This window comes from Pseudomonas sp. GL_091, assembly GCF_057837725.1.
Window position 1 is genome coordinate 3,085,682 of record NZ_CM174451.1, and the last position, 19,948, is coordinate 3,105,629.

Here is a 19,948-nt window from a genome sequence, read left to right on the forward strand (position 1 = left end):
TGGTCTATCCGACTATGCCCCTCCAGACTTTCTAAATTTGCTTGAAAGAATCTCGAGTCATACGAGGTTCAATAGGGGACTATTGTTCCGAGTACATTGAGGAAAATGGAAGTGAGTAACTTTTTTGAGATTGCGGTTCCAAATATTGGGGACTATAAGCAAGTTAGCGTTATTGAAGTTTTGGTCAAGGTTGGCGACTCAGTAGTAATTAATGACTCTCTGATTGTATTGGAGACAGATAAGGCTGCAATGGAAGTGCCTGCCTCCATCTCAGGAAAAATCAAAGAACTGAAAGTTAAGGTGGGTGACCAGGTTTCTGAAGGAAGCCTTATTCTTGTGCTCGAAGCGGGTTCCTCCGGGGATACCAAAGTGGTAGCTCAGGCTGCTCAGGAGATTGTAGCGCCGGCGCTTATCGAGGCGGCCGTTTCGCCGGTATTAAGCACACCGAATGCTGAAGCCCCGGCACCTAGACTCCCGACAGCATCCTATGGCGACAAGCACGATTATTCGCAAGTCCATGCCAGCCCTTCCGTTCGCAAATTTGCTCGATCGCTGGGCGTAGATCTCATTCAGATCAAGGGTACAGGCCCCCGCGATAGGATACGCAAGGAGGACATCGAACAATACGTGAAAACCAAGCTCGCAGCGGGAAGCACGCCGGCTGGAACAGCATCGGGTATTGGCGGCGTCGATTTGCTTGCATGGCCGAAAGTTGATTTTGAGAAGTTTGGCCCCGTTGAGCGCTCACCGCTTAGTCGATTGAAGAAAATCTCCGGAGCGAACCTGCATCGCAATTGGGTAATGATTCCCCACGTCACTAACAATGACGAGGTCGATGTCACCACCCTGGAAGAATTGCGAGTTCAACTAAACAAAGAGAATGAGAAGGGCGGAGTGAAGGTGACGATGCTTGCTTTCATGTTGAAAGCTGTGGCTGTCGCTCTGAGGAAATTCCCTACTTTCAATGCCTCACTTGAAGGCGAGCAGTTGGTGTTGAAAGGTTATTGCCACCTGGGGTTCGCGGCTGACACACCAAACGGTCTGGTTGTTCCTGTAGTGCGTGACGCGGATCAGAAAGGTGTGGTGCAGATTGCCAAGGAAATGGGTGAGCTCGCAGCCCTGGCGCGTGAATCCAAACTCAAATCGGAACACATGCAGGGTGGATGCTTCACGATCTCCAGCCTTGGTGGAATTGGCGGAACAACGTTCACACCAATCATCAATGCTCCAGAAGTGGCCATCCTTGGGGCTGGTCGTGCCTACATGAAGCCTCATTGGAACGGAAAGGAATTCGAGCCAAGACTGACGATACCTCTGAGCTTGTCTTGGGATCATCGTGTGATTGATGGGGCGGAAGCTGCTCGATTCCTCACATTCTTCGGCAAGCTGTTGAGCGATTTTCGGCGGGTCGCAATTTAGTCATGAGGCGAGCACAAGGGGCTTTCTCCCACGCTTGCGCTTTGATGTAAATTCACGATGGGAACAACGGCAGTATGGGCAATCAAATTGAAATAACGGTTCCAGATATCGGCGACTTCAAAGACGTCGAAGTTATTGAAATTCTCGTAAAGCCCGGTGATCGGGTCAACGAAAATGATTCGTTGATCATGCTGGAGACTGATAAGGCGGCTATGGAAGTGCCCGCGTCGTCCTCAGGGGTTGTTAAGGAGCTGTGCATCCAGCTGGGTGACAAGGTCTCACGAGGAACCAGGATCCTTGTGCTAGAGGCAGAGGCAAGTGATGCTGTCTACGCTTCTGCTGTAGATCCCAATCCTCCCGTTGAACCTGCGCTGGCAGATAGTTCCTCTACCACCAAGATACAGTCTCAAGCTGATATTGAATGTGACGTGCTGGTATTAGGAGCAGGGCCTGGCGGCTACTCCGCAGCCTTCCGTTGCGCTGACTTGGGCATGAAAACCGTTCTCGTGGAACGTTACGACACGTTGGGCGGTGTGTGCCTGAATGTCGGTTGTATTCCTTCCAAGGCCCTCCTGCACAATGTTGCTGTGCTGGAAGAGGCGAAACACCTGGCGGACAGTGGGATCGTCTTTGGTGATCCCGTGATCGAAATCTCCCGGTTGCGAGGTTACAAGGAGGAGGTCGTCGGCAAACTGACAGGTGGCCTGGCGGGCATGGCCAAAGTACGCAAGGTCGAAGTCGTCCGGGGCAGCGGCAGATTTATCGACGCTCACCATCTTGAAGTACAGGCTAGCGATGCTGACGTTAAACGAATCGTTCGGTTCAAACAGGCAATCATTGCTGCTGGTTCTCGCGTCACGAAGTTGCCATTCATTCCACAAGACCCAAGAATCGTGGATTCCACTGGCGCCCTTGAACTTCCGTTTGTACCCAAGCGCATGCTGATCATTGGTGGCGGCATCATCGGTCTGGAAATGGGTACTGTCTACTCGGCTCTTGGCGCACGTCTTGAAGTCGTAGAGATGCTTGAAGGACTGATGCTAGGGGCTGATCGCGATCTGGTGAAGGTATGGTTCGGCAAGAATCAACACCGTTTCGACCGTGTCATGCTCAAGACCAAAACGGTTGCGGTGGAGCCTAAGCCCGACGGTATCTGGGTCACCTTCGAGGGGAATGAGGCGCCGGCAGACGCACAGTGCTATGACATGGTGCTGGTAGCAGCAGGGCGTGCGCCCAATGGATTGATGATCTCGGCTGACAAAGCGGGAGTATTGGTCAATGAGCGGGGCTTTATTCCGGTGGATAAGCAAATGCGTACGAATGTGCCGCATATTTTCGCCATCGGCGACATTGTCGGCCAACCAATGCTGGCTCACAAAGCTGTCCATGAGGCGCATATTGCAGCTGAGGTTGCACACGGAGAGAAGGCATTCTTCGATGCCCGTGTAATTCCGTCGGTGGCCTATACCGACCCTGAAGTGGCATGGGCAGGTTTGACCGAAGAGCAGTGCAAGTCACAGGGCATTGCTTATGAAAAAGGGCTGTTCCCATGGGCGGCGTCAGGCCGGGCAATTGCGAATGGTCGAGAGGAGGGCTTCTCGAAGCTACTGTTCGACAAAGCAACCAAACAAATCATTGGGGGTGGGATCGTAGGCACACATGCCGGCGACCTCATCGGCGAAGTTTGCTTGGCAATTGAAATGGGCGCCGATGGCGTGGACATCGGCAAAACCATTCACCCGCATCCAACCTTGTGCGAGTCAGTCGGTTTGGCTGCGGAAGCCTCCTTGGGCACCTGTACAGATCTGCCTCCCCGGAAGTAGATGTTGAAGAAGGTGATCGGCTTGGACGGAGCAATTTTTCCAAGCCGATTGCCCCAGCAATTAGACGCAAGGGGATACAGCTTGTGAGCAGTGTTCAAGACGTAGAGAAAATTGGCATCAAGCAACGTGGTGCTGAAAAGGTTGCACGTATTCCGGTAAAGATCATCCCGACAGAAGTCCTGCTCACGAAGCCAGACTGGATTCGGGTGCGGCTTTCAGTATCACCGGAGGTAGAGCGCATAAAAGGGCTTCTGCGCGAGCACCGACTTCACAGCGTATGTGAAGAAGCGTCCTGTCCCAATCTCGCAGAATGCTTCTCGGGCGGAACAGCGACCTTCATGATCATGGGGGATATTTGTACTCGGCGTTGTCCTTTCTGTGACGTGGCCCATGGTCGACCCAAGCCCCTCGATCTAGATGAGCCCGTCAGCCTAGCGACTGCAATCGCTGAGCTAAGGCTAAAGTATGTGGTAATCACCTCCGTCGACCGGGATGACTTGCGTGATGGTGGCGCACAACACTTTGTCGACTGTCTTCGTGAAATTCGCAAGCTCAGCCCAGCGGTCAAGCTTGAAACCCTGGTACCTGACTATCGGGGGCGGATGGATGCTGCACTGGAGATCACCGCTATCGAGCCACCGGATGTGTTCAACCACAACCTCGAGACGGTTCCGCGCCTTTATCGATCGTCTCGTCCTGGCTCCGACTTCGAATGGTCATTAGATCTGTTGGAGCGTTTCAAGAAATTCGTTCCCGGCGTGCCTACGAAATCGGGTCTTATGCTCGGGCTAGGAGAAACGGATGAAGAGGTTATCGAGGTAATGCACAGGATGCGTGAGCACGACATCGACATGCTCACGTTGGGCCAGTATTTGCAGCCTTCAAAGCACCACATTCCTGTGCAGCGGTTCGTTCATCCAGATACGTTCGAGTGGCTCGCGCAGGAGGGATCTAAATTGGGATTCAAGAACGTCGCCTCTGGGCCACTTGTTCGATCTTCTTATCACGCTGATCGACAGGCCAGCGGAGAGGCAATTTCCTGAGCGCTGTTGGTGTTGCTTTCGATTGAGTGGTAAGCCGTTGGTGATGACAGGAGCAAGCCGAAGTAACACTACTCCGGAGCGGCTGAGGGCGATTTTGATAAAGCATCCATTTGAGTTTTAGGAGGCATCGCCGTGCTTGACGCCTCCCGTATAAGCGACGGTTTATGAGCTTTTCTAAGTGGACTTACTTAAGCGGATTTCACATCCATATTGAATATTCTTGGCGCTAGATATGTGTTTTCTGCATAGCGGTGGTGTCATTGTGTTGCGAAGAAAATTTCCTGTTTTCAGGTTTGTTCGATGCCTCTGGGGCTGCCGAAATGATGCGTCGCTTTAATGAATAGGAAAAATGATGGTTGAGCTGAGTAGTACCGATCGCGCTATTTTAGAACTTCTCCAGCAGAGCGGGCGACTGACGAATGCTGAAGTCGCTTCGCGCATTAATCTTTCTCCGCCCGCATGCTGGAAAAGATTGAAGCGCCTTGAGCACGATGTGATCGAGGGCTACCACGCCAGCTTGAAAAGAAAAGCTTTGGGTTTAAATGTATTTGCGTTTATTAGTATCACATTGTGCTCGCACTCTACTGATGCCGCGCAGCAATTTGAAAAAGAAATCTTGGATCTTAGGAATGTTCTTGCCTGTCACAATATAAGCGGAAAATATGACTATCTCCTTCAGGTTGTTGCCAGGGATTTTGAGGATTTTCAAGAAGTCGTGATGAAGCGCATTCAGTCGTTAAGCTACGTCAAGGCCATGAATACCGGTTTTTCCCTCAGGGAAGTCAAAAGGTCGGGTAATTTGCCAATCTAAGAAAATCACAAAGGTTCTAAGAAAGCATTATCAATTTACGTAGTTAGGAAATAAAAAATGATCCAAACATTACGAAATGGGAATGTGATGAGGCTAGTAATTGCCCAAGCGCTAGCGGGGGCGAATACTACGGTTATTTACGCAACTGCAGCTATCATAGGCAACGCTCTGGCACCTGATCCAACCCTTTCGACCTTGCCCATTACTACCTTTGTAATAGGTATGGCGTTGAGCACTCTACCTACAGGACTAATAGCTAACAGATTTGGGCGTAGAGCTTCGTTTTTGACCGGGAATGCTTGCGGTATAGCGGCCGGACTGCTATCTGCCTTGGCGATATGGGTCTCCAGTTTCTGGCTCTTTTGCTTGGCGATGATGTTCGGGGGGATTTACGCGGCTGTCGTTCTTACATTTCGATTTGCCGCAGCTGAATGTGTCCCGGCAAACCATAAAGCACAGGCACTCTCTGCCGTCATGGTTGGGGGTGTCGCTGCGGGTGTGTTAGGGCCGCAAATGGTGAATTTCACCATGGGCCTATATGAAGAGCATATTTTTTCTGCTACGTATCTGTTCCAAGCAGGTGTAGCGGCTCTGAGCGCATGTATATTGAGTGGTATCAAGATTCCCAGAGTCACGAAGACAGAATTTATTTCCAAGGGCCGACCTCTGTCTGAGATTGCCCTCAAACCTGCGTTCTTGATCGCAGTTACATGTGGCGTGGTGAGTTACAGCCTGATGAACCTGCTGATGACCTCTGCTCCGCTTGCAATGCATATGCACGGCCACACTCAGGAATCATCTAATACCGGATTGCAGTGGCATGTCATAGGTATGTACGCACCGAGCTTGTTTACCGGGGCTTTGATCAATCGATATGGTGCCCGCTTTATTGTATTCATAGGCATTATTTTGATCGGTGCTGCGGCTGCCGTAGGCTTGGCTGGCCTAAGCGTAAATCACTTCTGGTGGTCTTTAATATTACTCGGGGTGGGATGGAACTTTGGGTTCATCGGCGCTTCTGCCATGGTGCTAGAAACACATCGGCCGGAGGAGAAAAATAAGGTTCAAGCATTGAATGACTTTTTGATATTCGGCTCGATGGTCATTGCATCGCTTTCATCGGGTGGCGTTCTGTCACACTATGGGTGGGTCGTAGTTTGCGAGATAGCATTCCCTCCGATTGTGTTGTCGTTGATGATTTTGCTGGCGAACTCGTTGCGGTTTCGTAAGCCCAAGGTTTCCGAGTAAATTTAAACGCCATTCCATAGTCTATTTGATTTCCGTTTTTACACGCAGCGCAGCGAGTGTTGCGCACGAATTATATGTGTTTGCATACATGTAGTGCTGTCGGTCAGCTATGCTGATAGACGATGTAAGTTCGAGTTAGTAAGATGGCACACTTGCATTTTGTAGTGCTGGGGGTATGATTAAGTAGCTCGGTTTTAGTCACAAAATCCTGATTGTGGCGTCCTGTTTGGTTTTCAGCGCTTTTGTACTCTTTACGCTATACAATGATTATCAGCAAAGACAAGTAATACGCGGTGATCTGCAACGTAACCTGCACAACATCTCGCACATCACCGCCGAAAACATCGAGAACTGGTTGGGAGGACGTATCACACGGCTCAAGAGTCTGGCTGATGTTTTATCTCGTACTGGCGACTCGGGATCTAGGGCGTCGTTACTTCAGTAGCAGACACTGACCAAGGCTGTCGATTTTATCTTTTTTGGCAGCGATCAACGCCGCTTCGATATATACCCGACCACGTCAATGCCAGTCGGCTACGACCCTCGTGCCCGCCCTTGGTATTCCGCTGCCAGTGGTGCTGGAAAGAGTAAACTGACTGAACCCTACATCGATGCCAACACTTGGCAATTGATCATGACCATCGCGACGCCTGTAAAGGGTGTTGGGGTTGTGGGGGCGGACTTGAATCTCCAAGCAATGATCAGCCTGCTCAATTCCGTGAATTTCGACGGGAGCGGGTATGCGTTCTTGGTAAATGGTGAAGGCAAGATCCTTGTCCATCCAGATCGTTCACTCATGATGCAGCCATTACAGAAACTATTCCCGGCCATGCAGCCAGAGGTGGAAGATGGAACGCTGACAGAGGCGGCCTCCATTGAGGGCGATCGTATCGTCACCTTCATGCCAGTTCAGGGGTTACCAGATTCGAAGTGGTACGTGGGCATCTCTATCGACAGGAACAGTGCTTTCGGAATGCTTAATGCGTTTCGGCTTTCGGCTTTCGGCTTCGCTGGCCACATTGGTAGCCGTGATGGGGTTGGTCAGTCTCCTTGGAGTTGTTATCCGCATTTTGCTGCGCCCACTAAATGCAATGATTCGTGCGATGGAGGATATCGCCGAAGGTGACGGGGATCTTACCAAGCGCATCACGATTAGCAGCCGCGATGAACTTGGCGTACTGGCTAGTGCCTTCAACCGCTTCGTTGAACGCATGCACCATTCTTTAGGGGAAGTCGCCCGTGCTACTTGACAGGTCGATGAAGTTGCATGTGGAGTCATCGAGGCGACCAAGGCCGCTATCGACAGTTCGCAGATACAGAGTACGCGTACTGCCAGTGTTGCAGCAGCCATTAACGAGTTGGGAGCGGCGTCTAATGAGATCGCTGGCAACGCAGCTTCTGCGTCGGATCATGCGAGTGCTGCGCGCATCCAGAGCGATGAAGGAATGGAGGTTGTTGGGCGGAATATCGAGGCCACAACCCGTCTTTCTGATCTGATCCAAGCTTCGAGCGCCGATCTTGAAGTCCTGAACGGCAAGACAGGTGATATAGGTCAGATTCTTGAGGTCATCACGGCGATGTCTCAGCAAACCAACCTGCTTGCGCTAAACGCGGCCATTGAGGCCGCTCGTGCAGGGGAGGTTGGGCGTGGGTTCGCGGTCGTTGCTGACGAGGTGCGAAATCTATCCCACCGTACCCAGGAGTCGGCCCAGCAAATCCATACGCTTATCGAAGAACTCCAGGCTGGCGCCCAGATGGTTGTGGGTACCATGAGTCGGAGCCAACAACACAGCGCTCACAGCGTTGACAGAGCTAACCAAGCTGGCCAGCGACTAAGTGCAGTGACCCAAAAAATCAGTGAGATTGACTTGATGAACCAATCGGTAGCGACGGCAACCGAGGAACAGAGCGCCGTGGTTGAAACCATCAACTGTGACATCAGTGAACTGAACCTGCTCAACGAGGCCTGTGTTGAGAACCTGCAGTCAACGCTGAGAGCCTGTGCCAATCTCCAGGAGCAATTTGGTCGGCTCCGTACAATGGTGCCGGCACGAAGCGATGACCCGAGTAGTAAAGCCTCAACCCAGCAAACGACGGACACCACGGCATTAGCTCCGCTATCAGGGCACCGCGTGCCAGTTCTTCCTGAATGAACCACTCGGAAATGAAACCGATGCCAAGGCCCGACAACACGGCCTGTTTGATGGCCAGCAACTCGTTGGAGGCGAAGCGCACCGGCAGCTCCATCTGCAGTTTCTGGCCGTCTTGCTCCAATTCCCAATGGTAGAGGCCACCATGGGGCATGCGCATGCCGATGCTCTGGTGGGTGAGCAGGTCTCGCGGGTGCTCGGGCACGCCGTGGCGTTCGAGGTACTCGCGCGTTGCCAACACGAGCATCCGGATGTCTTCAGACAACGCCACGGCAATCATGTCTTGCGGTACGGACTCTGCCAGGCGAACCTCGGCGTCGAAGCCTCCGGCGACGATGTCGACCAGGCTTGATTCGCTGACGATGTCGATGCGCACCTCGGGATAGCGCTCAGCGTACTGCTTGAACAGCGGATCCAGCAGCAGGTAGGCCGCGCCATGCGGTGCATTGATGCGCAGTGTGCCGCTAGGTCACTGGCCTCTTCGTCGGCACTTTTGATCTGCGCCAAGGCAGGGGCGATGCGCTCCACATAGAGTTGCCCGATGTCGGTGAGGGCAACGCTACGCGTGGAGCGATTGTACAGGCGCACCTTCAGGCGCGCTTCCAGGCCGGCCACCGCGCTGCTCACGGCGGTGGTGGACATCCCCAGTTCCTGTGCCGCGCCACGAAAGCTGCAGCGGCGCGCAACGGCCAGAACCACTTCCTGCTCGGTCATTCCTGTTCTGTGCATGGATTGTCCTGAAAATACCGATACTTCATACGCCAAGGGATAACTTATCGGAACAATGAATCCTTCTTAGACTTCGCTTCACAGAGGCTCGATTCAGGCGAGTCATTTTGAGCGAGGAGTCGCCATGTAGCGCATTGGGGGATTACTCAGCAATCCTGCCTGATCGGCGAGGCGGAAAATCTCGCAGAAGTAGGGCAGGGGACGCACGGCTTGCTGGCCACCGAGCATGATGAAGTGTCCTTGGTGGCCGTTGAGATAGGCCAGGAACACCACGCCGGTTTTGTAGTACTGGGTCGGGTTGCTGAAAATTAATCGCCCCAATGGCACGGTAGGGTCGAGAAGTGCGTGATACCACGCCATGTCGCCTTTGGCCAATGCCGCCAGCGCGTGGGAGGCAGCAGGGGCAATAGCATTGAAGATACCCAGCAAGGCATGGAAAAAACCTTGCTCATCGCCAGCACCGGTTTGGAGTAGCCATGCAGATACTCGTCAAGGGCGTACTCCTCCTCGAGTAACAGTTCGTGCATGTTGTCGCCGGCCTTGTGGCTGTCGTACAGCATGCGAATGTCGCCACCCGCACAGAAGGCCTTTTCCCCGGCGCCACGGATGGTCATGGCGACGATCTCCGGGTCCTGTTCCCAGACCCACAGGTGCCGGCACAGCAGGCATACCATGGGCAGGTCCAGGGTGTTCAACGCGCTCGGTCGATTCAGCGTCAAGTGGCCGACGCGGTTGCGTACACTCGCCAGCACCGGGGATTGCTGCTCGCTCATGCTCAGGCTTCCCCACGGAACAGATTAATGATGGTGGAGAAGTCTAGGCCGCCATTACCTTGCAGGCTGAAGGTCTGGCACCCGGTACGTTGGATCAGTAGGAAGTCCCGAGCCGCGAGGAAGAGTTGGCAGTTGCTGTTCATTGGAGTCTCCATCGATCATGGTGATAATTTGCGCAAAAAACGGATACGGGCCGGTCGGTCGGCGAGGGGAAGGGCGCTGCTGCACCCTCTTTGCCGGGATGCTTACCAGAGTGCGTGTGTATAGCTAAGGATCAGACGGTTCTCGTCGAGGTCGCTACCGAAGTTGGTCGAGCGCACTGTCGCATTACGCCATTTCACGCCGACGTTTTTCAGCGGGCCGCCCTGTATGACATAGCCGATGTCGGTATCGCGCTCCCATTCCTTGCCCTCAGGACGATTGCTGCCCAGATCAATGTTCGAGCCATTGATGTAGCGGGTCATGAAGGTCAGACCAGGCACGCCAATGGCCGCGAAGTTGTAGTCGTAGCGCGCTTGCCAGGACTTTTCGTCTTTGCTGGCGAAGTCGCCGATCTGTACGAAGTTCACCAGGAACGCATCGCTGCCGTTGATGTAGGCGTAGCCGGTGTCGCCGCTCATGGCTTGATAGCCCAGGCCTAACGCATGCCCGCCGAGGGTGTAGGTGAACATCGCGCCCAGAGCGCGGTTGTCAATGTTGCTACCGCCATCATCCGTGGAGCGGGCGAAGCGCAGATCAGTCTTGAATGACTGGCCCGTGGTCACCGGCAATACATAAGTCAGGTTCACCAGGTGCTGGCTGTAGAAGTTGTCGAGGCGACCGTAGCTGTAACCGGTGGCGAGGTTGCTGGTCCATTTGTAATTCAGGCTGGCGAAATCGAAGCTGTCGCTATCCACATGTCCCGTAGTAATGCCTTTGGCACCGGTGCGGGTGATGCCCATGTCCTCGTAGTCCGAGGAGTCACGCTGGTTGACCTGTGTCAGCCGCCCGGCATCCACGGTCAGGCCTTCGATTTCCAGTGACGTTAACTGACCGCCCTCGAAGGTTTGCGGCAACAGCCGTGAATCGTTGGCCAGCACCGTCGGCACTTTCGGCAGCAGCGTGCCGAGTTTCAGGGTGCTTTTGGAGGCGCGCACTTTGGCTGTCAGGCCCAGTTCGCCATACTCGTCATGGGCACCTTTGCTGGTATCGCTGTAGCGTTTGAGCAAGCCTGAGCCTGCGCGGTCGGGGCTGGAATCAAGTTTTACGCCGAGCAGGCCGATGGCATCGAAACCGACACCGATCAAGCCTTCAGTGAAACCCGATTCGTAGCGCAACAGGAAGCCCTGCGCCCACTCTTCTTGCTTGGATTGTGGGGCGTTGGTTTGGCGATAGTCGCGGTTGAAGTAGAAGTTGCGCAGTTCCAGGTTGGCCTTGCTGTCCTGGATAAAATCAGCAGCGGCGGGTGCCGAGAGGCTGATGACGCCGCCGGCCAGCAGCAGTCGGGTAGCGAGGGTGCAGGTGTGACGGTCCATGGTGAAACCCCTTGATTATTATTCTGGATTAATGGGTTCCCGCATCGGGCTTCACGGCTCGATGTTCGGGGTAGTACTTGTAAAAGACGCGTCGGGTGCAGAAATTTTGGCGAGAGCGTTTGCTCCAGTTCGGCTGCGGAAGCAGTCGTGAAACTGGCAAATGCTTACTACCTGACGAATTGCTAAGGACTGCTTTTTGAATGGCCCCGAATGGGGCGCGGTTGTTCGTGATCGACTTGTATTACGTCTCACTTGTGTTTTGATATGGCTCTGGGGCGGGGCTGCGCTCGGTATCGATTGAGCCTTAGCTTAACTAGCTACTTATCGGGCTTGAAATAGCCCGATACGCCGAATTAATTGCATATCACGCCAGTCTGGCGATGCGCAGAGGAGTGGCGACGCGTGGACCATTCGGTGGATAACACCTTATCTATGACCTTCGTCCAGGGACTGTTAGAGGGGGCTACTAATATCTGTAGTCGAACCGAGATACAGGGCTTTGTCACGGCAGCAGGTATAGCCGAACACTTGCTTGGAGCGCCTGACGCGCGGGTGACCTACGATCAGTTTGTGCGCTTGTACCAGCAAGTGGCCGTGGGCAGTGGCGACGAAATGATGGGGTTATGGTCCAGGCGTATTCGTAGTGGCACACTCAAGTACTTGTGCTTGAGCCTTCTTGACGCTAGTTCCCTTTCCAACGCCATGTACCGTTTCACTCGATTTTGGAACTTGTTGCTTGATGACTACCAGCTCGGTTACGCCGAAGACTCGGGCAAGATTGTGATTTCCCTCGAAGCACGTGACAGTTCCGCCAAGCTACAACGCTTCGGCCATGAGTTAATGATGAAGCTGGCTCATGGTGTGGCGTCATGGTTGATCGGGCAGGAAATTCCTCTGTGCAGTGTTATGTTTTCCTTTCCTCGGCCCGTGTACGCCTCGGAATACATGCACATGTTCCCGGCACCGATTAGCTTCGAGCAACCCTGTACAACACTCTGTTTTGACGCTGAATGGGGGGCTCGGAAATTTCGCCGAAATAAGGCCGAGCTACTGCCCTTTCTTGAGGTCGCCCCGCGCTACTGGTTGTTTACCACGTTGAAGGAGCGATTGGTGGCTCAGCAGGTGCGCCAATACTTAATGTCGAACCTGAAGCATGATGACAGTTTGCAGGGCGCTGCCGTCGCGCTGCTCATGTCCACTCGCACATTGACCCGCAGGCTTAAGGATGAAGGTACTAGCTACCAGCTAGTCAAGGACGCCTTACGTCGAGATATCGCCGTGCAGCAACTGATTCACACGACACTTTCGATTACCCAAATTGCCCTGGGGTTAGGCTTTGACTCCAACGCAGTTTTCCATCGCGCGTTTCGGGGATGGACAGGTAGCACTCCAGGGGCTTACCGGTGCACTGCTTGATCTAACCCTGAAAAGTTGGACGATTTTCTAGCCCCTACCGGCCTGAGCCTGTACTCAATAGGGCTCAGACTTTTTAGCTTCAGCCTGATACGCAAATGGTTACCGTTTTCCCGCGATAAACCTTCGAGCTCTTGCCGGCTTTCATAGCTCTGAAGCTCGAGCCGAACATTCAGGCTAGTCCCGAGACATCCATCATCAACGTCCCCTACGAGCAAGCAGCGCTGACTGTGCATTGGCCTGATACCGATCCCGAGGTTTTTCCGGTTCGTGCGCGGATTAACACGATGATTCGCATCGACTCGATTTGGCTCGCCACCGAACCTAAATTCGTAGCCTGCCGATATGATCCACCGCGACATTAAAAAATGCCCTTTGCAAAGGAGTACAGGCTCCTGATGGTCTCAAGACAGTGAACGCATTAACCCAGCCATAAAAAACAGGTGTCTCTATGCTTCTCGAGCATGCCTTGTTAACCGATGTCAGCGGCAAGCCGATACAGCAGCATCACAAGACTTTTTCAACCGAGTGGGATGAAATCAGCGACTGGTCGGATCATGAACTACATCCACCAGAATCTGACCGATCCGGACCTGTCGATCGAGCGCATCGCTCAAGTGCATTATGTGTCCACGCGAACGGTCACGCGCGCTTTCGCCCGTTACCAGAAATCGCCGGTCGCGGAGATCTGGAAAGAACTCTTGCTCGCCAGTCGCGAGGCAATAGAGCGCGGCCAGGTACGCAGCATTTCTCAAACCGCACTGGATTTTGGTTTCTCCGATTTCTCCCATTACAGTCACGCTTTTCGCAAGACCTTTGGTGTGGCACCTCATACACTCCTGCGCCGGAATTGAGAACGGCCACTCACAATCCTCCTGAATCCAAACCTTAGAGCGTTGCCCACGCTGTCCCGCCCGGAATGTTGAGTGTCACCAGAGATCAAGACCTTTGCGCCTTGTTAGTTGGGAGATTTTACTAATTGAAAGAAACGCCCCTCAAATAATCAGTGCCTTGATGTACAAATATGGCGGAGGCGATCGCTGCCACGCTACTCGCGTGAGTTCGCTGCCATCACCGACTACTCAGGGGACTCACCGGAGTCGTCAGAGAACTCTGGGAAGAAGAGTGTTTAGGCGCAGCGCGAGCTCATTTGAAACCAGAGTGTGCCAATGGCAATTAATGCCGCCAATGGGTACGTAGGCCAGCCCTGCGTAGGTTATCATGAGCCCTCCGCTGACCCCGCCTAGGGCCGTGCCGAAGTTGAAGGAGGCGATGTTGAGGCCGGCGGCGACGGCGCTGGATTGCGGAATATATTGGTTGGCCAGGCGTAGCAGGCGCAGGGTCGACATGGTCACGATGGCAAAGAAAATCACCCCCAGAAGACCGATCAGCGTCAGTGTCACCACCGGCGAAGTGCCCCACAGATACAGCCCGAGCAAATTCAGCACCAGAGCGATCAATGCGCCAAGCAGGCATCGGTCGGTGTCGAAGGTGTCCACAAGATGACCGCCCAGCAAATTACTCAGAATGGAGCAGCCGCCAAACAGCAGCATGGCCAGGCTTAACGTCTGCACGCTGAGCTGCGTGATGTCGAGCATGAACGGTGAGATAAACGTGAAGAACGAAAACGTCGCCACGCTCACCAGCATCACAATCGTCGCGGCCATGAGTAGTTGATGGTGCATGATCGCTTTGAGGCCTTGCATGGCCTTTGGGGTTTCATGGGGAGTGGGCGGCGGTTGTTTTGGCATCAGCACTACCAGGCCCAAGGTGCTGATGTGGCCCAATACGCCGATGGCCAGGAATACCACTCGCCATGACCAGAAGCTGCCGAAGAACGTCCCCATAGGCACGCCGAAGGCAATGAACAGGGTCAGCCCGGTCCACACCAGCGACAACGCGCGTCCGGCGCGCATCGGGTCAGCGCCGACCTGCCCCAGGATCATTCCGTAACTGTGATCACTGGGGGCGAACGACAGGATGTCGGTGACCCCGGGCGCCCAGCGCCCCAGGACCAGCGCGGCTTTCGGTGCAATAAAACGTCGCCCAGGCATCCGAAGGCATGCCTTTGCTCCATGCGTAGCCGCCGTCGCGGTTGTACCGGGACTGGATGTAGCGGCGTATCTGCGGTTGGTCGGCGCTGTGCAATTGATCGACCCAGGCCAGGCTGCGAATGGCGGCATAGGTACACCACAAATCCGGTTGACCGCTGACCACGCCAAAACCGACGGGAAAATGCAGCTGCCCCTGACTGGAAGAAGTTGCTTCGGCGGGGCGGACATGCGCACGCTATTCATCACCAGCGCCAAATTCAGTATGTCGCCCGCCGAGCAGGCGGACTTCCCCGAATCCGGAATATCTACTGCATCCGACTGCCGATCCCCGGCGTTCCCCGGCACCGGTTCAAGGAACTTTGAGACCTCTATGACTCAGGGCCCTGGGGAGTGTCCGGGGCCAGGGCATAAGCGGTCAGCGCCATCACTACTCGAATGACGGCGCGGAGGCCAGATTCAGATTTCCTTGGTTATTTGGCCTCCTGGCGACAAGTGATGATCATTCAAAAGCGCCTGTCCAAGTTCATCACGCCGATTGTTTTCACACCTTCTAAAATTCAGGTCTGTGAGTTGAACACATGGTCGCTAAAGAAACTTGATCGGATAATTGATGATCAGACGGTTTTCATCGATGTCGTAACTGCTGAAATCTCGGCGCAGCGTTGAATTGCGCCAACGCACCGACATGTCCTTCAACGGGCCGCTTTGAATGACGTAGGCCAGTTCGGATTCTCGCCCCCATTCCTTTCCATGGTCAGTGGCGCTGGTCTGGACATGATCACCGCTGAGGTACCGATTCATCATCGTCAGTCCGGGCAGCCCTAGCGCTGCGAAGTCAAAGTCGTGACGAAGTTGCCAAGAGCGTTCCTGGGCGTTGTCATAGCTTGAAGTAAAGGTATCGTTTGCTAGCGGGTAGCCAGCCGTGCCGTTGACTCGCATCCAGCCCGTCTCCCCATACACCCGTTGTAAGCCCAGGTAAAAAGTATGAGCGCCTGTTTTGGCTGAAAGCATCAGCGAAGCAGTTTTGTTATCCATCTGGCCTGCTTTTGCTGATCCGTCTTCGTCGCCAAGAAAGAGCCCAAGATTTGCTCCTAACTTCCATGAGCCAACACTTTGGTTATGGATCACATTCAAGTATTGCTGTTGATAGATGTCTTCAAGCTGGGCGTACCAAAGGCCCATCTGTGTGGCCTTGTCATTGAACAGGTACTCGCCCCCGGCGAAGTTGAATCGATCCGAGGTTGCTCCCGGGCGTCCAGTCATGAACATGTCATCCATGCTGGCGTCATTACGAGGGCTGTTGCCCCGGAACTGGCCCGTGTAGAGCGTGAGATTTTCAACTTCCCGTGACGTAACTTGTGCACCGCGAAAGGTCTGCGGTAATGAACGGCCATCATCTGAGCGCAAGATCGGGAGTAGGGGCATCCATTCACCTATTTTCAGTTCGGTGGCGGAGTATCTGGCTTTCACCGCGACACCCAGGCGACCAAAGTCGTCAGCCGGCCTGCCATTATCGTGCACCGGAAGAAGTTGAGTACCTGCTGTTCCCCGTCCACCATCGAGCTTGATTGAGTAGAGTCCCAGCAGGTCTACTCCGAGGCCCACCGCGCCAGTGGTGTAGCCTGAGCGCACATCTAAAATGAAACTTTGAGTCCATTCTTCAGCCTTTCCCTGAGGATAGGAAGGGTCTACAAAGTTTCGGTTTTGATAAAAGTTACGGAGATTGAGAGCGCCCGTTGTGTCGTCTATCAAGCCTGCAGCTGACACCCCGATTGACGCAGTAGAACTCATAACGCCCACTGCTAATGGCCTCAAGAGGGTGGTAAGTCTCGGTGTTTTGTTGCGTGAAAGGATTTTCATTATTGTTATTTCCTTTTTTTTGAGCGCAGTCTTCCCTCGCAGTGAAAGACTGCAAAAAATACGGTTTTCTGGATATGGCTGGCGAAGAAGGACGTCTGCGCCAAAGTGTTATTGGGTGAAACGCCTAAATGCTTACTCCGTAGAGCTCAGCCAACGCGCCCGGTCAGTCATGCGAGTAGAGCTTCAATGCCTTGGCAAAGCCTTTGGCTTTGAAAATGGCACTGCCTTCGCCTAGATCACCGTCACTGGCGACAAGGTAAACCTCGTTTGTATCTGGCTTGAGCGCCAGACTGGTCGAACGCAGAAAGTGGCCGTTTTCGCGTCCCGGGATCAGAATCTGGCCAATGGGAAGGCCGTTTGGGTTGAGTACCAGGACACGTCCTTGGCTGTACATGGCCACGTATAAGTTGCCGTCCTGATCAACGCGCATCGAATCGGGGGCGGGGCCATTGAATCGATAGACCACCGCCTCGCCAAAAGGCGCTATGGTCTGAGCGTCTTTGAGTTCAATTCGATGAAGCAGGCCGGTGGCAAACTCCGTGACCCACAAGGTTTTTCCGTCGGGGGAGAGGGCGATACCGTTGGCTATTGCCAGCTTGGGCAGGATCGGAACGATAGACTGACCGTCCGCGGGCACGTAATAAACACCGCCCGTTGGCTCGGTAGACGTGCCCTTGAAGTCGGTGAAGTAAAAGCCCCCGGTGCTGTCGAACACCAGATCATCGACCAGATAGTTTTTGCTACCCGAAATGAGCTCTTTCTTCCCCGAGCCGTCCGATTTATAGACCGTAAGATTACCTGTGTTCTTGAAGTTTCCAAGACCGGCTACAAACAGGCGTCCATCCTTATGTATGGCCAATCCTGCCGAACCCAAAGCGTTTTTCTGCACGACAACACTGAGCTTTCCTTGCGGGTCGACTTTGAGTACCTGGCCACCGAACACCTCCACAAAGAGCAAATTACCCTCTCGATCGAACGACGGTCCTTCCAGCTGCATTCCTTTGTCCGAAACTTTGATCCAGCGCTGTGCAGTAACTGTCGGAAAGTCTTTTTCTGAGGCCGGAATGGCATGCAGTTGTTTGTCGCCTGCGGGATAAGCGAGGGCAGGAATTGACTCTGCAGCATCAGTAATGAACGCCGTCGTGCTCAACACTAACAGCAGGGATGCGAGGACATTTTTATGCATGATGGTTACCTGGATATTGTTGTTATGTTTGTTGGAAATCATGCGTGTATCAGGGCGACGAGGGCAGGGACAGTGAGTACAGCGGTGTAATAGCCCATGAACTGCACGCCAATGTTGAAACCCAAGAAGCGCGAGAGAAATCCTCCCAGCAGTCCGATGGTGATGATGACCAGCAAACCCAGGAGGCCGCCTTCCCAGATGCCAATCACCAGGATCAGGCCAACAAACGTCGAGATCACGGCTTCGTGGCTGATTTTGCGCGACACATAGGATGCCGCTCTGTGCGCGTAATTCATGGTGAATGGGTAAGCAATCAGAATGGCAATGACCACTGCCAACATGCCATACCCAAGAAATTCCCAAGTGCTGAGCAGCGAGTGCAAGTTGTGCACCTGCCCCGTCGCTGTGTCGACGCTAAAGCGCGGGGGCGCATTGAAGAGTGGCGCTGCCGGGCCTGCTGCAACAGGGCTCAGTGGCAGGCCAAAAGCGATCAGCGGAATCAACGCTTCGGCGAGGTAGGTTGATTCGGTGACCCCGTTTCGAGCGGTTATGACTGTGGTCAAGCGGTGGTAAACGTGCTTGACCCTCGAGCCGACGACTTCGCCCATGATGACGGTCATGGCAACCGGGCTGAAGACGAAGGTAGCGCTGGAGACGACGGCGGTGACGGCCGTCCACATGCTCTGTTTGCTATCCAATACCCTGAGTGGATTAGGGAAAAATCCGCCCCAGCTTTTTACGTCAGGAGACAAGGAAAAAGTGCGCACTTCCTGGCGTCGCATTGTTTCTCGCTCGGCAGGGGCAAGCAGGGAGAACAGCGCGGCGATCAGCGGGCCGATGGCGATGCCAAGGAAGTAACTGACACTGAGCTTGACCCCATACTGGCCGGTGATGCTTTGCAGGCCGACAATCACCATGACGAAGGGGATCAGCGTCAGCACCGCGGCCAAGCGGCCTTTGGAAAACCATGCGATAGCGACCGCTGCAAGCAGGAAAACCCAAGGTGCGGCATGCTTGATCATGTCACCGAACGGCGCGAGCATCACGGCGAACAGGACGGCCATCGGAACAGCAATCAAGGCAGCAATGACCGCCCCCGAGATCATCTTGCGCAGTGCAATGTGAGGTACGCCTAGATTGCGCAAGAAATTGGCTTCGCGCATGAGGGGCGTCGCCATGGTGTCGCCCGGAATGCCCAGAAGCGCCGTCGGTACGGCATGGGTCATATGTTTGGCCACGGCGCCCGCCAGGAAGAATGTCAGCACACCGGCGGCAGGAACGCCCAGCAGAACGACCAGCAACGTCAGCGGGGCGAGTGTAGTGGTTTCATCGCTGCCGGAGATGAGTCCGATCCCGGCAAAAATCACCGCCCCCAGGATACCCATGCCCAACGCTATCAATATCTGATCCAGGAGTGGTTCGATCATGACCGGCCTCCATTGATGCCCGCCGCAGCGACGGGTACGACAGGGGCGGCATCGAGGCTTTCCGCCGGATAGAGAAGACATTTCTCGTAATCCGCGAACAGATCATAAAGATCCATTTCACGCAGTTCCGCTATCGTGGCAGGCGGCAGGTCACTCAGACTGCCGAGTGGGCCATATTCATTTTGCAACTCAATCAGGATTTTTGAGCGCCATGCCGGATCGGTCAGATGTTCTACGACATTACGCTTGGGTTTGAACATCGCCGCACTGATGGCTCCTCCTGCCAGGCAGCCAACAATACCCACCAGCATCGCGTATGCACGCGCCATCTGCATTGACTCTACCCAGCCGACAAACAGGTACTGCGCCAGGAAGAAAGCGCCGAGGCTGACGATTGCGCCAATGCCGATGGAGTAGATCAAGTGGCGACCGTCAACCGTGTCGCCCCATACTTCAAACAGTTCGGGTTTCATAAGGGTTCTCCCACCGCCCCTGCGG

General features: G+C 54.1%; 16 protein-coding genes and 4 pseudogenes. 8 read left to right on the forward strand and 12 right to left on the reverse strand.

Annotation, left to right across the window (positions count from 1 at the left end):
* Nucleotides 1–105: 105 nt before the first annotated feature.
* The 6 genes and pseudogenes from aceF to AC3ITY_RS14135 form a co-directional block, all read left to right on the forward strand.
* Nucleotides 106–1,419, forward strand: coding sequence for a dihydrolipoyllysine-residue acetyltransferase (aceF, locus tag AC3ITY_RS14110; RefSeq protein ID WP_489309994.1), 1,314 nt, complete (start codon nt 106–108; stop codon nt 1,417–1,419).
* A 74-nt stretch (nt 1,420–1,493) separates the two neighbouring features.
* Nucleotides 1,494–3,242 (forward strand): dihydrolipoyl dehydrogenase, encoded by a 1,749-nt coding sequence (gene lpdA / locus AC3ITY_RS14115; RefSeq protein WP_489309996.1) that lies wholly within the window; start codon nt 1,494–1,496, stop codon nt 3,240–3,242.
* A 59-nt stretch (nt 3,243–3,301) separates the two neighbouring features.
* A complete protein-coding gene (gene lipA, locus AC3ITY_RS14120; protein WP_489310865.1) occupies nt 3,302–4,285 on the forward strand; it encodes a lipoyl synthase in 984 nt (327 codons plus the stop codon).
* Between the two features lie 349 nt (nt 4,286–4,634).
* Nucleotides 4,635–5,096 carry an Lrp/AsnC family transcriptional regulator gene (locus AC3ITY_RS14125; RefSeq protein WP_489309998.1) on the forward strand — a complete coding sequence of 154 codons (462 nt, stop codon included), beginning with the start codon at nt 4,635–4,637 and terminating at the stop codon, nt 5,094–5,096.
* Nucleotides 5,097–5,153: 57 nt separating this feature from the next.
* Complete coding sequence (locus AC3ITY_RS14130; RefSeq protein ID WP_489310000.1) at nt 5,154–6,344, forward strand: MFS transporter; 1,191 nt, start codon at nt 5,154–5,156, stop codon at nt 6,342–6,344.
* 205 nt (nt 6,345–6,549) lie between these two features.
* Nucleotides 6,550–8,389 (forward strand): annotated as a pseudogene (locus AC3ITY_RS14135) (methyl-accepting chemotaxis protein); the annotation flags it as partial.
* Here the strand turns inward: AC3ITY_RS14135 and AC3ITY_RS14140 are convergent.
* The 6 genes and pseudogenes from AC3ITY_RS14140 to AC3ITY_RS14165 form a co-directional block, all read right to left on the reverse strand.
* Nucleotides 8,301–8,951, reverse strand: a complete 651-nt coding sequence (locus AC3ITY_RS14140) for a LysR substrate-binding domain-containing protein (protein ID WP_489310867.1) — start codon at nt 8,949–8,951, stop codon at nt 8,301–8,303. The pseudogene AC3ITY_RS14135 and the gene AC3ITY_RS14140 sit on opposite strands and share 89 nt — an antisense overlap.
* 137 nt (nt 8,952–9,088) lie before the next feature.
* Nucleotides 9,089–9,223: pseudogene (locus tag AC3ITY_RS14145) on the reverse strand (helix-turn-helix domain-containing protein); the annotation flags it as partial.
* A 102-nt stretch (nt 9,224–9,325) separates the two neighbouring features.
* Entirely contained in the window at nt 9,326–9,652 is a 327-nt protein-coding gene (locus tag AC3ITY_RS14150; protein WP_489310002.1) for a DUF993 family protein, read from the reverse strand.
* Between the two features lie 20 nt (nt 9,653–9,672).
* Nucleotides 9,673–9,996 (reverse strand): annotated as a pseudogene (locus tag AC3ITY_RS14155) (enoyl-CoA hydratase/isomerase family protein); the annotation flags it as partial.
* A gap of 2 nt (nt 9,997–9,998) precedes the next feature.
* Complete coding sequence (locus tag AC3ITY_RS14160; protein WP_489311071.1) at nt 9,999–10,139, reverse strand: hypothetical protein; 141 nt, start codon at nt 10,137–10,139, stop codon at nt 9,999–10,001.
* 102 nt (nt 10,140–10,241) lie between these two features.
* Nucleotides 10,242–11,510 (reverse strand): OprD family porin, encoded by a 1,269-nt coding sequence (locus AC3ITY_RS14165; protein WP_489310004.1) that lies wholly within the window; start codon nt 11,508–11,510, stop codon nt 10,242–10,244.
* 402 nt (nt 11,511–11,912) lie between these two features.
* Here AC3ITY_RS14165 and AC3ITY_RS14170 point away from each other — a divergent pair, with 402 nt between their 5' ends.
* The gene (locus AC3ITY_RS14170; protein WP_489310006.1) at nt 11,913–12,926 is read left to right on the forward strand and encodes an AraC family transcriptional regulator; all 1,014 of its coding nucleotides are present in this window, start codon (nt 11,913–11,915) and stop codon (nt 12,924–12,926) included.
* Between the two features lie 545 nt (nt 12,927–13,471).
* A pseudogene (locus AC3ITY_RS14175) lies at nt 13,472–13,777 on the forward strand (helix-turn-helix domain-containing protein); the annotation flags it as partial.
* A 249-nt stretch (nt 13,778–14,026) separates the two neighbouring features.
* On the opposite strand, the gene AC3ITY_RS14180 reads toward AC3ITY_RS14175, so the two are convergent.
* The 6 genes from AC3ITY_RS14180 to AC3ITY_RS14205 form a co-directional block, all read right to left on the reverse strand.
* Nucleotides 14,027–14,869 carry an MFS transporter gene (locus AC3ITY_RS14180; RefSeq protein WP_489310008.1) on the reverse strand — a complete coding sequence of 281 codons (843 nt, stop codon included), beginning with the start codon at nt 14,867–14,869 and terminating at the stop codon, nt 14,027–14,029.
* A 13-nt stretch (nt 14,870–14,882) separates the two neighbouring features.
* Nucleotides 14,883–15,140: a hypothetical protein gene (locus AC3ITY_RS14185; RefSeq protein WP_489310010.1), complete on the reverse strand. Its 258-nt coding sequence runs from the start codon at nt 15,138–15,140 to the stop codon at nt 14,883–14,885.
* A 422-nt stretch (nt 15,141–15,562) separates the two neighbouring features.
* Nucleotides 15,563–16,768, reverse strand: a complete 1,206-nt coding sequence (locus tag AC3ITY_RS14190) for an OprD family porin (RefSeq protein WP_489310869.1) — start codon at nt 16,766–16,768, stop codon at nt 15,563–15,565.
* Nucleotides 16,769–17,000: 232 nt separating this feature from the next.
* Nucleotides 17,001–18,065: an SMP-30/gluconolactonase/LRE family protein gene (locus tag AC3ITY_RS14195; protein ID WP_489310012.1), complete on the reverse strand. Its 1,065-nt coding sequence runs from the start codon at nt 18,063–18,065 to the stop codon at nt 17,001–17,003.
* The gene (locus AC3ITY_RS14200; RefSeq protein WP_489310014.1) at nt 18,062–19,450 is read right to left on the reverse strand and encodes a tripartite tricarboxylate transporter permease; all 1,389 of its coding nucleotides are present in this window, start codon (nt 19,448–19,450) and stop codon (nt 18,062–18,064) included. The genes AC3ITY_RS14195 and AC3ITY_RS14200 overlap by 4 nt, the downstream gene beginning before the upstream one ends.
* The gene (locus tag AC3ITY_RS14205) at nt 19,447–19,923 is read right to left on the reverse strand and encodes a hypothetical protein (RefSeq protein ID WP_489310016.1); all 477 of its coding nucleotides are present in this window, start codon (nt 19,921–19,923) and stop codon (nt 19,447–19,449) included. The genes AC3ITY_RS14200 and AC3ITY_RS14205 overlap by 4 nt, the downstream gene beginning before the upstream one ends.
* Nucleotides 19,924–19,948 lie beyond the last annotated feature (25 nt).